The 14,633-nt window shown below is 66.9% G+C and carries 11 protein-coding genes, 1 tRNA gene and 2 pseudogenes; 13 read left to right on the forward strand and 1 reads right to left on the reverse strand.

The features are described 5' to 3' along the window. Positions 1-91: 91 nt before the first annotated feature. A pseudogene (locus tag L6444_RS31275) lies at positions 92-984 on the forward strand (IS30 family transposase); the annotation flags it as partial. Between the two features lie 277 nt (positions 985-1,261). Beyond that, complete coding sequence (locus tag L6444_RS24330) at positions 1,262-2,728, forward strand: PE family protein (RefSeq protein ID WP_236977723.1); 1,467 nt, start codon at positions 1,262-1,264, stop codon at positions 2,726-2,728. Positions 2,729-2,925: 197 nt separating this feature from the next. Here L6444_RS24330 and L6444_RS24335 read toward each other — a convergent pair. After that, positions 2,926-2,999 (reverse strand) — tRNA-Leu (locus L6444_RS24335). A gap of 148 nt (positions 3,000-3,147) precedes the next feature. Between L6444_RS24335 and L6444_RS24340 the strand changes: the two genes are divergently transcribed. The 11 genes and pseudogenes from L6444_RS24340 (at position 3,148) to kdpB (ending at position 14,632) form a co-directional block, all read left to right on the forward strand. Further along, complete coding sequence (locus tag L6444_RS24340; RefSeq protein ID WP_236977724.1) at positions 3,148-4,248, forward strand: FAD-dependent monooxygenase; 1,101 nt, start codon at positions 3,148-3,150, stop codon at positions 4,246-4,248. Between the two features lie 410 nt (positions 4,249-4,658). Then, positions 4,659-5,543 (forward strand): PPE family protein, SVP subgroup, encoded by an 885-nt coding sequence (locus L6444_RS24345; RefSeq protein WP_236977725.1) that lies wholly within the window; start codon positions 4,659-4,661, stop codon positions 5,541-5,543. Positions 5,544-5,602: 59 nt separating this feature from the next. Then, a pseudogene (locus L6444_RS24350) lies at positions 5,603-6,794 on the forward strand (PPE family protein). 118 nt (positions 6,795-6,912) lie between these two features. Then, positions 6,913-7,209 carry a WXG100 family type VII secretion target gene (locus tag L6444_RS24355; protein WP_180913534.1) on the forward strand — a complete coding sequence of 99 codons (297 nt, stop codon included), beginning with the start codon at positions 6,913-6,915 and terminating at the stop codon, positions 7,207-7,209. A gap of 14 nt (positions 7,210-7,223) precedes the next feature. Continuing rightward, entirely contained in the window at positions 7,224-7,508 is a 285-nt protein-coding gene (locus L6444_RS24360; RefSeq protein WP_083111340.1) for a WXG100 family type VII secretion target, read from the forward strand. Between the two features lie 455 nt (positions 7,509-7,963). Next, positions 7,964-8,737: a response regulator transcription factor gene (locus L6444_RS24365; protein ID WP_236977726.1), complete on the forward strand. Its 774-nt coding sequence runs from the start codon at positions 7,964-7,966 to the stop codon at positions 8,735-8,737. Positions 8,738-8,744: 7 nt separating this feature from the next. Then, on the forward strand, positions 8,745-10,322 hold the full coding sequence (locus tag L6444_RS24370; RefSeq protein WP_236977728.1) for a sensor histidine kinase: 1,578 nt from the start codon (positions 8,745-8,747) through the stop codon (positions 10,320-10,322). Between the two features lie 161 nt (positions 10,323-10,483). Then, positions 10,484-10,711, forward strand: coding sequence for a hypothetical protein (locus L6444_RS24375; protein ID WP_236977730.1), 228 nt, complete (start codon positions 10,484-10,486; stop codon positions 10,709-10,711). Then, on the forward strand, positions 10,708-10,797 hold the full coding sequence (locus L6444_RS31280; RefSeq protein WP_373877355.1) for a potassium-transporting ATPase subunit F: 90 nt from the start codon (positions 10,708-10,710) through the stop codon (positions 10,795-10,797). Before L6444_RS24375 ends, L6444_RS31280 begins: the two co-directional genes overlap by 4 nt. Continuing rightward, positions 10,797-12,467, forward strand: coding sequence for a potassium-transporting ATPase subunit KdpA (gene kdpA / locus L6444_RS24380; RefSeq protein WP_236977732.1), 1,671 nt, complete (start codon positions 10,797-10,799; stop codon positions 12,465-12,467). Before L6444_RS31280 ends, kdpA begins: the two co-directional genes overlap by 1 nt. Continuing rightward, complete coding sequence (kdpB, locus tag L6444_RS24385; protein ID WP_236977734.1) at positions 12,467-14,632, forward strand: potassium-transporting ATPase subunit KdpB; 2,166 nt, start codon at positions 12,467-12,469, stop codon at positions 14,630-14,632. Before kdpA ends, kdpB begins: the two co-directional genes overlap by 1 nt. The last annotated feature ends 1 nt before the right edge of the window (position 14,633 follow it).

Below are 14,633 nucleotides of genomic sequence, written 5' to 3' on the forward strand. Positions count from 1 at the left end.
GGAGGTTGCGGTGGCAGCAGAGCGGAAGACCCGGCCGCGTGGACGCCCAAGTGGCGGAATGCTGGTGGAGGAGTAGCAGTGGTTCGGTCGGCTGATCGCGCAAGGGTTGGGTAACTCCGAGGCCTGCCGGATTGTCGGAATCGACCGCAGAACAGGGACACGCTGGCGTTATGGGCGCACGATGCGCAATGCTGTCAGCGGTCGGTGCACTATCCACCGGTGAGGCTCACCGCTCCCAAGCCCCGGCATCCGCGGTATCTTTCGTTGGCTGAGAGGTCGACGATTGCTGATCTAAACCGCGCGGGAGTCGGTGTGCGCGCTATCGCCGAGGAGGTGGGCAGGGCGGCCTCGACTGTGTCTCGGGAGCTGCGCCGTAACGCTGACGATCGGGGCCGCTACTTGCCCGCAACGGCGGAGCGAATTGCGCTCGAGCGGCAGTCCCGGCGGTCGCGGACACGCCGTGTAGCACATGACGATCAGCTCCATGGTGTCGTCGCAGATCTGTTGGGCAAGCGGTGGAGTCCCGAACAGATTGCTCATGAGTTGCCGGTGCGCTTCCCCGACCAGCCCGAGCGTCATCTGTGTACTGAGTCGATCTAGCAGGCGATCTATGACCCGCGAACCGATTTAACCCGTCCGGCCAAATGGCGGCGCCGGCGACGCCGGGTTCAGGGTCTAGAAAGGCGTGGTTGGCTCACCGGTATGACGATGATCGCTGATCGGCCCGTCGAGGTTACCGACCGGGTCGAGGTTGGGCACTGGGAGGGTGATTGCATCATGGGCGTTGGAAATCGTTCGGCGATCGGCACTTTGGTCGAACGGGTAACTCGCTTTGTGATCCTCGTCCATGTTCCCACCGGGCGGCCGACCGCAGCGGCGATGGCTAACGGCATCGTCGATGCTCTGGGTGCTCCTGCACCGCAACTGCGTCGGACCCTGACCTGGGATCAGGGCAAAGAGCTTGCGTTGCATCAACAGACCACTGGCGGCGGGTGGAGGTTCGAGATGTAGCTTGGCTGGCCGGCTTCGAGGGCTCCCACGTCCACCGCTCCGCGCTTAAGGGCCTCGTGCTGAGCACGAGTCAGCTGCGCCACGTCGCCGAGCAAACCTCATAAGTTGGAATCGCCGGTTCGAGAAAGCGCGGGGTAGTCACGGCAGGGGGTGGCCAAATACAATGCGCGAAGACCCCGACCGAAATCCGGTGCGCTGGACTGCTTTGTCGCCTTCGGCGTGCCAAATCGCAGGCCATGGAGGTAGACACGTGTCTTCCGTGATCGCCACGCCAGAGCTATTCTCTGTCGCCGCAGCGGATCTGGGAAACATCGGCTCGGCGGTCAGCCAAGCAAACGCGGCCGCCTCGGCCCAGACAACCACCCTACTGGCCGCCGGTGCGGACGACGTCTCGGGGGCCATCGCCGAGGTCTTCGCCGCGTACGGGCAGGCATACCAAGCACTCAGCAAACAAGCGGCAGCATTCCACAACGAATTCGTCCGACTCATCAACGCGGGCGCCAGCGCATATGCCGGTGTCGAAGCGGCCAACAGCAACCCGCTGCAGATCATCGCGCAAGACCTGCTCGGCGTCATCAACGCGCCCACCGAGGCGCTCCTGGGACGCCCGCTGATCGGCAACGGCGCCAACGGAGCACCGGGCACCGGAGCCGACGGCGCGCCCGGCGGCATCCTGATCGGCAATGGCGGCAACGGCGGATCCGGTGGCGGGGCCGACCTCAACGGCGGCAACGGCGGGGCCGCAGGCCTGTTCGGCAATGGCGGATCCGGCGGCAACGGCGCGGGCGGTGCGATCTCCGGCGTGGGCGGAAAGGGTGGCGCGGGTGGCCTGATCTTCGGCACTGGTGGCGCCGGCGGGGCCGGGGGGCTCTCAACAGATTTCAACCATAAAGGCGGGAATGGCGGCAACGGCGGGTCCGCCGGGCTGTTCGGCATGGGCGGCGCGGGCGGCGCGGGCGGTTACGGCGACGTGGCCCCCCCGAACGGCACAACCGGCGGACATGGCGGTAGTGGGGGCAACGGCGGGCTACTCTTCGGGACCGGCGGCGCCGGCGGGAGCGGCGGTGTCGGCGCGGCTACCGGGACCTTTGTCAACTCCGGCGGTGGCGGCGGCAATGGCGGCAACGCCGGGCTGTTCGGTTTCGGCGGTTCCGGCGGCGTCGGCGGCAGTGGCTCCGAAGGCGGCTGGGGCGGCAACGGCGGCATCGGCGGCACGCTCGTAGGCGTCGGCGGTGCCGGAGGAGGCGGCGGCACTGGGGTCTCGGACGGCGGCGGATGGGGCGGAAAGGGCGGCGCCGGTGGCGGGTTCCTCTATGGAGTCGGCGGCGCGGGAGGCGTCGGCGGGTTAGGCTACGCCGCAGGCGGTGCAGGCGGTGCTGGGGGGGCCGGCGGCACGCTGGCGGGTGACGGCGGCGACGGCGGTGCCGCCGGGTATGGGCGCGACGTTGGCCTCTACGGCGGAAACGGCGGAAACGGCGGCCTGCTCATCGGTTCCGGCGGCAACGGGGGTGCCGGCGGCGACTCGTCAGCTGGTAACAGCCCGTCCTCTTCCCATGGCGGCAATGGCGGCAACGCCGGGCTGTTGGGCATCGGCGGCAACGGCGGCAACGGCGGCGTCGTCCCTGGGCATCCCGAACGCGGCGGCGCAGGCGGGGTCGGCGGCGCCGGCGGGACGTTGTTCGGGGCGAACGGGCTCCCCGGGTTATCGACCGCATAGCGCAGACCGTTGTGCACGCGCACGCTGGCCGAATGCCGAACGCCCGATGAAATTGCCGGCACGGCACGATCTACACCGCCGATGCTGAGCGCGTCTTCGATCAGGCACCTCGAACGTCCACCGGTACTTCACCGGTATTTTTGGTCTCCCGGCACGCCGCCGACCGCCCCGTAACCCTTCTACCTGCTCAAACTCTGTGCCCCCAGTCGGACTCGAACCGACACTTGGCGGATTTTAAGTCCGCTGCCTCTGCCAATTGGGCTATGGGGGCCCGCACACCATGACGTTAGTGCGCGCGGCGTGCGGAGCAGCTGCGGGTGCCGCAGCTTGGCGTCCGCAGCAAGGGCATTGCGTATCCGAGGGCCGATCGCACCGTGTATTGAATACGCAACGGACCCTGTCGCCGAGGAGACTCACCGATGCGCATTCTCATCGTCGGCGCCGGCGTCGCGGGCCTGAGCAGTGCGGTCAACCTCGGTGCCGACGGCCATGACGTCACCATCGTCGAACGCGCGGAGCACTCGGGGGTCAACGCCCCGCCGATCGACGTTCGTGGGGACTCGATCGCCGTCGCCGACAAGATGGGCCTGCTCGAGCAGATCCACGAACGCAGGATCGACATGACGCAACGGGTCCAATTCGTCGACCGCGACGGCACGGTGGCGGCGGAACTGCCGGTGGACGAGATCAACGACAGCCCGGATGACATCGAGATCTCCCGCGACGACCTCCTGACCCTCCTGCGCGCCCGCCTGGGGCCGTCGGCGAAATTGCAGTTCTGCGAATCCATCGCCGAACTCGACGACGGCGCATCCGGCGTCGCCGTCCGGTTCTCCTCGGGCGCGCTCGAACGTTACGACCTCGTCGTCGGAGCGGACGGAATGCATTCGGCCGTAAGGCAACTCGCGTTCGGACCCGAACGGCAGTTCCTGCACCACCTCGGCTTCTACACCGGGATGGCCGCGCTGCCCGGGCCTCACCCCAGCGACCGGATAAACCCGATGTACAACTTCCCGGGCCACATCGTCGGCATCATGTCCTACAACGCAAAAGCACTGGCGTTCTTCATGTTCCGCTCACCTTGGATCGACTACGACTACCACGACCTCGCGGCAAAGAAGCGAATCCTCGCCGACGCCTTCGCCGGTCACGACGAGTGGCGAGTCGCCGAATTGGTCGACGCCGCCCTGCAAGACCCGGGGCTCTACTTCGACTCGGAGAGTCAGATCAAGATGCCGGGCTGGCACAGCGGTCGCGTCGTCCTCGTCGGCGATGCCGCACATTGCGCCTCGACCCTCTCCGGCCGCGGCACCAGCCTGGCCCTGACCGGCGCCTGGTTCCTCGCGCAAGCCCTGCGCGAACATCCCGGCGACCTCAGCCGGGCGTGGGAGCAATACGAACGCGATCAGCGGCCGCGCGCCGTCCGCGGTCAAGCTACGGCGGCGCCGGGAGGCGAGCTCCTGGCCCCCGCCACCCAGGAAGCCATCGACGCACGCAACCGCGCCCTGACCCACGGCTGAGTTCCACCAGGCCGCGCCTACGCCGACTAGGGACAGCAATCGGCACCGAGCCCAGGCGAAAAATGCAGCGCGCGTGAACGGCGTCACACGCACCCATCCCCCTCCAAACACGATGTGCGCGAACACGACTGTTGGTGTAAGGTCCGCGCGCCGCGCACCCGCGCGTGAGAGTAGAACGCGTCGGGGCGCCACGCGTCAGATGACATGAAAATGTCGGCCGCCAAGGCCTTGTTAAAACTGCCCGCGCAAGCGTTAAGACGCCGTAAACGTCCGTCACCCGGCCCTTTTCGACAAGGACTGTGGAGCCAGGGCTGGTTAGCGTTACGCCAACGCACAGGGGCAGTTACGCAAACACCCAGGGTCGACCCGCAACGTCGGGTCGGCATGTTTCACACACCAAGGAGCAATAGATGTCATTTCTGACAGCAGTGCCCGCAGAGCTGGCCGCCGCGGCGTCCCAGCTGGCAGCGATCGGTAGTGCACTCGCGGCGCAGAACGCAGGTGCTGCAGCCCCCACCACCGCCATCGCGCCCGCCGCCGCCGACCAGGTGTCGATCCTGCAGTCGAGCATCTTCACCGCGTACGGCGCCCTGTACCAGCAGCTGGCCGCCGAGGCTCAGGCCATTCAAGAGCAGTTCACCCAGACACTCGGACTCAGCAGCGGTACCTACGAGCAGTCCGAATCGGCCAACGCTGCCGCTGCATCGCTGTCGTCCGCTGCTTCTTCCGGAGCAAGCAGCAGCCCGCTGTCGGGAATCACCGACGCCATCAACTCCATCGACACCTTGCTGGGTGGAGCCGGGCCTACATCCAACCCGTTCAGCCTGTCCGGCAACCTCTCCAACTTCAACAGCTACGAGATCGGCAACTGGGCCTCGGCGTCGTCGAACCTGCTCGGTCTGACCGGTGGTGGCCTGATGCCGGAGGGCTACGGCGTCCCCGAAGATCTGGCGGAGGCCGCAGCCGCGGCTTCGGAGGCCCCGGCCGCCGCGGCAGGTGCAGTCAGCGCGGTCTCTGGCGCGGGCGCACCGGTTGCCGCCGGCCTCGGCGAGGCGACGATGGTCGGCTCGCTCTCCGTTCCGCCCAGCTGGGCCACCGGAACCTTGGTTTCCAGCACCGCCCCCAGCGCCCTCACCGGCGCCGGCTGGACCACCGCTGCACCGGCCGCCGCCGCCCCCGGAGCGTTCTACCCCGGCATGCCGGGCATGGCGTCGGCGGCGCGCAACAGTGCCGGTTTCGGCGCGCCGCGCTACGGCGTCAAGCCCATCGTGATGCCGAAGCCGGTGAGCGTCTAAGCGCCGAACCACTACTCCTACAGACAAATCCGAATCACGCCGACAAGAACGGGATAAAGATGTCTTACTTCGCTACACCCCCCGAAATCACCTCCGGGCTGATTTACGCGGGCTCGGGCTCGGGGCCGCTGATGGCCGCGGCCACCGCCTGGAACAACCTGGCCTCCGAGCTGAGCACCACCGCGACCCAGTACGAGTCGATCCTCACCCAGTTGACCACCGAGCAGTGGACGGGCGCGGGATCGGCGTCAGCGGCGGCAGCGGCACAACCGTACGTGGCGTGGTTGACCCAGACCGCGGCGGCGGCCGAACAGGCCGGCATCCAGGCTGCCTCGTCGGCGGCCGCCTACGAGGCAGCCTTCGCCGGCGTCGTTCCCCCCGCAGGTGATCGCCGCCAACCGCAGCTTGTTGGCCACCCTGGTCGCGACCAACTTCCTGGGCATCAACACCCCGGCGATCATGGCCACCGAAGCCCAGTACCTGGAGATGTGGGTGCAGGACGCGGTCACCATGGCCACCTACCAGGCCGCCGCAGCCGCCGCAGCTGTCCTTGAGCCACTGACGCCAGCGACGCAAACCACCAACCCCGGCGCGGCCGGCATCCAGTCCGCCGCCGTCGCCGCGGCAGCAGCGGAATCACCCGCGTCATCGCTGGGCGACATCGTCAGCGGCCTGCAGGGCGAGTTGTCGAACCTTGCCTCGGCTGTCGAACCCATTGGTGAGGGGCTGTTCCAATCGTTGCCGGTGCCAGTCCAGGAGCTCCTGAGCGCACTCGACGGCCTGCTGGGCACCCCGCTGATCTTCAACGGCATCCAGCAGGTGGGTGTGACGGCCTCGTGGTTCGTGTTCGCCGCCATTCCGAACGCGATCTTCGCCGGGCACACCATCGACGGCAATATCGCTTCCGCGGCTGCCGCGGTGGCCGCGGCAGCGCCCGCAGCCGCCGAGGGGGCCGCAGCGGGTCTGGCCTCCGAGGTCGGAGCGGCCGGTGCGGCCGCCAGCCTCGGCGAAGCCTCGTTGGTGGGCAGCCTGTCGGTGCCGGCCAGCTAGACGGCGGCCGCGCCGGTGGCGGCGAACGCCGGAACCGCGCTGGCGGGCAGCGGCTGGACCGTTGCGGCCGAAGAGGCCGGCACTCCGGCCATGATGGCCGGCATGCCGGGCATGGCGGCCGCCGCCAAGGGCGCCGGCGCGTACGCCGGGCCGCGGTACGGCTTCAAGCCGATCGTCATGCCCAAGCAGGTCGTCGTCTAACGGCGAAAAAGATCGCCCGTTTCGGGCCCAGTGTCGCCAAGTGGCCGTAATATCCGCGGGGCGTTACTAGACCCATGACCAGGTACGAACCCAGAATTACGAGATAAGGAGAAACCAAGTGGCTACTCGCTTTATGACCGACCCGCACTCGATGCGGGCGATGGCAGGCCGTTTCGAAACCCACGCGCAGACCGTCGAGGACGAGGCACGCCGGATGATGGCGTCCTCGCAGAACATTTCCGGCGCCGGCTGGAGTGGTCTGGCCGAGGCCACCTCGATGGACACCATGACCCAGATGAACCAGGCCTTCCGCAACATCGTCAACATGCTGCACGGCGTTCGCGACGGACTGATCCGGGACGCCAACAACTACGAGCAGCAAGAGCAGGCCTCCCAGCAGATCCTCAGCAGCTAGAAGGGACTACCACGATGACGATCAACTACCAGTTCGGCGACGTCGACGCCCACGGTGCCCTCATTCGGGCGCAGGCCGCAAACCTGGAGGCCGAGCACCAGGCCATCGTTCGCGATGTGCTGGCTGCCGGTGACTTCTGGGGCGGCGCCGGTTCGGTGGCTTGCCAGGAGTTCATCACCCAGCTGGGTCGCAACTTCCAGGTGATCTACGAGCAGGCCAACGCTCACGGCCAGAAGGTGCAGAGCGCCGGCAGCAACATGGCGCAGACCGACAGCGCCGTCGGGTCCAGCTGGGCCTGACACCAGCCTCAACGAAGCGTGGCCGCACACCGCCAGGTGTGCGGCCACGCTGCTTTGCCAGACCCCCTCCAACTCGCCGGCCGTTTTGCCGGTCGCGGGCCGTAACGCCGCTACGCTGACCGCTGGTGCCCGCGCGTAGCGCGAGCCCGCCGATGGCCCCGCCGGCCTGCCCACCGCTTCATCGCGGTTTAGCACGGCCGTTCCGCCCGGAAGTGCGCCGGGGCCGTTCCGCCTTGCCCCTCCCCCGCGCCGCCAACACCCCGCCTCTGGCGCGCGGATGGCCGAAGCCCCACAAGCACAACGACTTTGGCCACACCTGGCCGCTCGTCACACGATGCCCAGCAAATTCCGCCGTATTTGCGGCAAGCGACCCCCGCCGGCGTCCGGCAGCCGAACATTTGAGAAATATATGAACACCGTGACAAGCGCATTTGTGGTTGAAAGAATGCGGGAATATGACGTCAATGACGAGTTACGCGCGCAGTCAACGTCCACGCCAGGCGATTTTGGTGCAACTGCCCCGGATCAACCGTGCCGACGGCTCGCCCATCCGAGTGTTGCTGGTCGACGACGAACCGGCCCTGACCAACCTGGTCAAGATGGCGTTGCACTACGAGGGATGGGACGTCGAGATCGCCCACAACGGGCGCGAGGCGATCGCCAAATTCGACCGGATCAATCCCGACGTGCTGGTCCTGGACATCATGCTGCCCGACGTCGACGGTCTGCAGATCCTGCAACGGGTCCGCGAATCCGACTCCTACACCCCCACCCTGTTCCTCACCGCGCGCGACTCGGTGATGGACCGGGTCACCGGCCTGACCGCCGGCGCCGACGACTACATGACCAAGCCGTTCAGCCTCGAGGAGCTGGTCGCCCGGCTGCGCGGGTTGCTGCGCCGCTCCAGCCATCTGGCCCCGCCGGCCGACGAGTCGCTGAAGGTCGGTGACCTGAAGCTGGACGCCGCCAGTCGAGAGGTCACCCGGGGCGGCACCCCGATATCGCTGTCGTCGACCGAATTCGAACTGCTCCGGTTCCTGATGCGCAACCCGCGTCGCGCCCTGAGCCGCACCGAGATCCTCGACCGGGTGTGGAACTACGACTTCGCCGGTCGCACCAGCATCGTTGATCTGTACATTTCGTATCTGAGGAAGAAGATCGACGCCGACCGGGAACCGATGATCCACACGGTCCGCGGAATTGGGTACATGCTCCGACCACCGGAATGAGTTTCTAATGACGGGGGAACGCTACACCCCGCGCTGGTTTCCCCGTTCCCTTCGCCGTCAGCTGCTGTTGGGCGTCCTCGCCGTCGTGTCCGTCGTCCTGGTGGCGGTCGGCGTCGTCTCGGTGCTGACCCTGCGCGGTTACGTCACGTCGATGAACGACGCCGAAGTCGCCGAGTCGATGCACGCGTTCAGCCACGCCTATGCCCGGTACCGCAACGGCGAACACACCTCGGTGCACCGCGGGATTCCGCCGGTATCCCAAGCGGTGCTGGAGTTCACCGGACAAACCCCGGGCAACCTCATCGCGGTGCTTCGCGACGGCAAGGTGATCGCATCGGCCGTGTTCTCCGAGGACGAACCCCGTCCCGCCCCACCCGACGTCGTCCGCGCCATCGAGGCGCAATCGTGGACCGACGGCCCGTCCCGGGTCGAGACGCTGGGCAGCCTGGGCCCCCACCAGGTCGACAGCCGCGCAGCGGGAACCGACCGCCTGGTGGTCGGGGTGTCGCTGAGCATGGCCGAGGCGATCATCGCCCGCAAACAGCTCACCACCACCGCGCTGGTTGCGACGGCGCTGCTGGTCACGGCCGCCCTGACGGCGTGGGTGGTGGGCTATGCGCTGCGGCCGCTGAGCCGGGTCGCCGCGACCGCCGCCGAGGTGGCAGCGATGCCGCTGGCCGACGAAGACCACCAGATCCGGGTGCGGGTCCGGCCCGAAGACACCGACCCCGACAACGAGGTCGGCATCGTCGGACACACCCTGAACAAGTTGCTCGACAACGTGGAGAGCGCACTGGCCCACCGCGTCGAATCCGACATGCGGATGCGGCAGTTCATCACCGACGCCAGCCACGAGCTGCGCACCCCGCTGGCGGCCATCCAGGGCTACGCCGAGCTGACCCGTCAGGACAGTTCGAATCTGCCCCCGACCACCGAGTACGCGCTGGCCCGCATCGAGTCCGAAGCGCGCCGAATGGCGTCGCTGGTCGACGAGCTGCTGCTGCTGTCGCGCCTGGGTGAAGGCCAGGACCTGCAGACCGAAGAACTCGACTTCGCCGACCTGGTGATCAACGCGGTCAACGACGCCGCGGTGGCGGCGCCGACGCACAATTGGGCCACGAATCTGCCCGACGAGCCGGTGTGGGTCAACGGCGACCACGCCCGGCTGCACCAACTGCTCGCCAACCTACTCACCAACGCCTGGGTGCATACTCCGCCGGACGTCACGGTGACCACCGCGATCACCCGCCATCCGGCGTCGGCGCAGGGGCTCGACGTCCCCTACGCCGAGTTGACCGTCACCGACAACGGACCGGACATCGATCCTGAAGTCCTTCCCCATCTTTTCGAACGGTTCGTCCGCGCAGACAAGTCACGCTCCAACGGATCCGGTCACGGGCTGGGGCTGGCCATCGTCAACTCGATCGTCAAGGCGCACGGCGGCACGGTGGCCGCCGAGTCGGCCAACGGCATCACCGTCTTTCGGGTGCGGCTGCCGATGATCGACACTCCCGGTCCGCGAAATGAGTTGGGGGCGGATCATTCTGGTGAGCGCGCTGCCAGCTTGGGTGACAGCGGGCCCTGAACTCAGCTTCAGACGCAGATGCTGCCCAGCCGCGCATAGGCATCCGACCAGGTGGCCCGGTGCTCGGCCGCCGTCAACGCACCGGACGCCAGGAGTGGCGCCGTTTTTCAGGTTTTTAAAGCACTGTGTCATGCGTCACCGGGGCCGTTAAGGAACCGTAAATGTGCCGGGTGGGGGCGTTAGGAAAGCGTCAATCGAACTTCGGGCTCACCCCGCCGGATCTAGCTTTCCAGCTGGCCTTTGAGGTGTGCGCAACCTCGACGAGAATGCTTGCTGAAGCGGACTACGCACGGAACGGAGATGAGATGGGCGTGTTGGCATACATCGCGCTGACAGTGGCGGTGTTCGCGCTGCTCGGCCTGACCCAGAAGTTGGTCGAGCGGCTGTGAGCTACCAGAACATAATCGGCTTGGCGCTGTCGGTCGTCATCGCGCTGTATCTCGCTGGCGCCCTTCTGTTTCCGGAGAAATTCTAGTGAGCACCACTACCGCGGGGATCATCTACCTCGTCGTTCTGGTCGTTGCGCTGGCCGTGGTGCATGTGCCCCTCGGCGACTACATGTACCGGGTCTACTCCTCGAAGAAGGATCTGCGCGTCGAGTCGTGGGTGTACCGGCTCATCGGGGTCGATTCCCGGGCGGAACAGACGTGGGGCCCCTACGCCCGCAGCGTGCTGGCGTTCTCGTCGGTCAGCATCCTGTTCCTGTTCGGCTTGCAGCTCGTCCAGGGCAAGCTCCCGCTGCACCTGCACGATCCCGCCACCCCGATGAGCCCCGCGCTGGCGTGGAACACCGCGATCAGCTTCGTCACCAACACCAACTGGCAGGCCTACTCCGGCGAATCAACGCAGGGTCACCTGGTGCAGATGGCCGGCCTGGCGGTGCAGAACTTCGTCTCGGCCGCCGTGGGCATGGCGGTAGCGGTGGCGCTGGTACGTGGATTCGTGCGCAAGCGCACCGGCGATCTGGGCAACTTCTGGGTAGATCTGGTGCGCGGCACGCTTCGCATCCTGCTGCCGCTATCGGTGCTGGCGGCCGTTCTGCTGGTAGCAGGAGGCGCGATCCAGAACTTCCACCTGCACGATCAGGTGGTCACCGCCCTCAACGGCACCCAGCAGACGGTCACCGGCGGCCCGGTGGCCAGCCAGGAGGCCATCAAGGAACTCGGCACCAACGGCGGCGGGTTCTACAACGCCAACTCCGCCCACCCGTTCGAGAACCCGGTTGCGTGGACCAACTGGCTGGAGACGTTCCTGCTGCTGGTGATCAGCTTCTCGCTGCCCCGCACGTTCGGTCGGATGGTGGGCAACAACAAGCAGGGCTACGCCATCGCGTCCGTCATGGCGTCGCTGTACGCCATCAGCGTGTCGCTCACGTTGTGGTTCCAGTTGCAGCACCACGGCACGGTGCCCGCCGCAATCGGCGGTGCGATGGAAGGCGTCGAGCAGCGGTTCGGTGTGCCGAATTCCGCGGTGTTCGCCGCCTCGACGACCCTCACGTCCACCGGTGCCGTCGACTCGTTCCACGACTCCTACACCAGCCTCGGCGGGATGATGACGATGTTCAACATGCAACTCGGTGAAGTCGCGCCCGGCGGCACCGGCTCGGGTCTGTACGGCATGCTGATCCTGGCGGTCATCACCGTCTTCGTCGCCGGTTTGATGGTCGGCCGCACGCCCGAATACCTCGGCAAGAAGATCACCCCGCGCGAAATCAAGTTGGCCGCAGGGTATTTCCTCGTCACTCCGCTGATCGTGCTGACCGGTACCGCGGTCGCGATGGCGCTGCCGGGTGAGCGCGCCGGCATGCTCAACACCGGGCCGCACGGGCTCTCGGAGGTGCTCTACGCATTCACCTCCGCGGCCAACAACAACGGCTCGGCGTTCGCCGGCATCACCGTCAACACCACCTGGTACAACACCGCCCTGGGTCTGGCCATGGTGTTCGGCAGGTTCCTGCCGATCGTGCTCGTGCTGGCCCTGGCCGGCTCGCTGGCCAAACAGGGCTCCACCCCGGCGTCGGTGGGAACGCTGCCCACTCACCGCCCGCAATTCGTCGGGATGGTTGCCGGCGTCACGTTGATTCTCGTTGCCCTGACCTTCCTGCCCATGCTCGCGCTCGGGCCCCTCGCTGAAGGAATACATTGATGACAGCCACCACCAAACCCAAAGCCAACTCGGTGGTTTCGGCGCACCAGGAGACCGCGCATGCCGCCAACACCAAACGCGTGCAAGGCGGCTTGCTGGACCCGCGGATACTGTGGAAGTCGGTGCCCAGTGCGCTGCACAAACTGAATCCCCAGACGCTGTGGCGCAATCCGGTGATGTTCATCGTCGAACTCGGCGCCGTGTGGGCCACCGTGCTGGCGATCATCGACCCCACCTGGTTCGCGTGGCTCATCGTGGTCTGGCTCTGGCTGACCGTGCTGTTCGCCAATCTGGCCGAGGCGGTAGCCGAGGGTCGCGGCAAGGCGCAGGCCGAAACGCTGCGCCGGGCCAAAACCCAGACCTTGGCCCGGCGACTCAAGAACTGGGAACCCGGCAGTGCGGCGGTGGAGGAACAGGTTGCGGCGCCCCTGCTGCAGCAGGGCGACATCGTCGTGGTCGAGGCCGGCGAGGTGATCCCGGGCGACGGCGACGTGGTGGAGGGCATCGCCTCGGTGGACGAGTCAGCGATCACCGGTGAGTCGGCGCCGGTGATCCGCGAATCCGGCGGTGACCGTTCGGCGGTCACCGGCGGCACCACGGTGCTCAGCGACCGGATCGTGGTGAAAGTGACCCAGAAGCCCGGCGAAAGCTTCATCGACCGGATGATCGCGCTCGTCGAGGGCGCCAACCGGCAGAAAACACCGAACGAGATCGCGCTGAACATTCTGCTGGCCGCGTTGACGATCATTTTCGTCTTCGCCGTGGCGACGCTGCAGCCGTTGGCGGTCTACTCCAAGGTGAACAATCCCGGTGTGGCAGACACCCAGGCGCTCAACGTAAACGGCGTATCCGGCATCGTCATGGTGTCGCTGCTGGTGTGCCTGATCCCCACCACGATCGGTGCGCTGCTGTCGGCCATCGGCATCGCCGGCATGGACCGGCTGGTGCAGCGCAACGTGCTTGCGATGTCGGGGCGCGCGGTCGAGGCCGCGGGCGACGTGAACACCCTGCTGCTCGACAAGACGGGCACGATCACCCTGGGCAACCGGCAGGCCGGTGCCTTCATCCCGCTGGACGGCGTCTCCCCGGACGAACTGGCCGACGCCGCGCAGTTGTCCAGCCTGTCCGACGAGACCCCGGAAGGGCGCTCGATCGTCGTCTTCGCCAAACGCAACTTCGGGCTGCGTGCCCGCACGCCCGGCGAACTCGCGCAGGCCCAGTGGGTGGCGTTCTCCGCCTCGACCCGGATGTCCGGCGTCGATCTGGAGGGGCACCTGCTGCGCAAGGGGGCGGCCAACTCGGTCGCGGAATGGGTACGCGCACAAGGTGGTACGGTGCCCCACCAGCTCGGCGATGTCGTCGACGGCATCGCGGCCGGCGGCGGCACCCCCCTGGTGGTCGGCGAGAGCCGCGACGGCAAGGCCGCGGTGCTGGGCGTCATCCATCTCAAAGACGTTGTCAAGCAAGGCATGCGGGAGCGTTTCGACGAGATGCGCCGGATGGGCATCCGCACGGTGATGATCACCGGCGACAACCCGTTGACCGCCAAGGCAATTGCCGACGAGGCCGGTGTCGACGACTTCCTCGCCGAGGCCACACCCGAAGACAAGCTCGCCCTGATCAAGCGCGAACAACAAGGCGGCAAGCTGGTGGCGATGACCGGCGACGGCACCAACGACGCGCCCGCACTGGCCCAGGCCGACGTCGGGGTCGCGATGAACACCGGCACCTCGGCGGCCAAAGAGGCCGGCAACATGGTGGATCTGGACTCCGACCCCACCAAACTCATCGAGATCGTCGAGATCGGCAAGCAGCTGCTGATCACCCGCGGAGCCCTGACGACCTTCTCCATCGCCAACGACATCGCGAAGTATTTCGCGATCATCCCGGCGATGTTCGTCATCCTGTTTCCGGGCCTGGACGTGCTCAACGTGATGCGGTTGCACAGCCCGCAATCCGCGATCCTGTCGGCGGTGATCTTCAACGCGCTCGTCATCATCCTGCTGATCCCGCTGTCGCTGCGCGGTGTGCGCTACACGCCGAGCAGCGCCTCAAAGCTGTTGAGCCGCAACCTTTACGTGTACGGCCTCGGCGGCATCGTCGCGCCGTTCATCGGGATCAAGCTGATCGACCTGATTATCCAATTCGTCCCCGGGATGTCCTGAC

This window comes from Mycobacterium kiyosense, from assembly GCA_021654635.1.
Taxonomy (GTDB): Bacteria; Actinomycetota; Actinomycetes; order Mycobacteriales; family Mycobacteriaceae; genus Mycobacterium; species Mycobacterium kiyosense.

What these genes read in the sequence shown, in the direction of transcription:
- L6444_RS24365 (WP_236977726.1), top strand. Translation starts at nt 7,964, where the DNA reads ATGACGTCAATGACGAGTTACGCGCGCAGTCAACGTCCACGCCAGGCG.
- L6444_RS24375 (WP_236977730.1), top strand. Translation starts at nt 10,484, where the DNA reads ATGTGCCGGGTGGGGGCGTTAGGAAAGCGTCAATCGAACTTCGGGCTC.
- L6444_RS24345 (WP_236977725.1), top strand. Translation starts at nt 4,659, where the DNA reads ATGTCATTTCTGACAGCAGTGCCCGCAGAGCTGGCCGCCGCGGCGTCC.
- kdpB (WP_236977734.1), top strand. Translation starts at nt 12,467, where the DNA reads ATGACAGCCACCACCAAACCCAAAGCCAACTCGGTGGTTTCGGCGCAC.
- L6444_RS24340 (WP_236977724.1), top strand. Translation starts at nt 3,148, where the DNA reads ATGCGCATTCTCATCGTCGGCGCCGGCGTCGCGGGCCTGAGCAGTGCG.
- L6444_RS24360 (WP_083111340.1), top strand. Translation starts at nt 7,224, where the DNA reads ATGACGATCAACTACCAGTTCGGCGACGTCGACGCCCACGGTGCCCTC.
- L6444_RS24370 (WP_236977728.1), top strand. Translation starts at nt 8,745, where the DNA reads ATGACGGGGGAACGCTACACCCCGCGCTGGTTTCCCCGTTCCCTTCGC.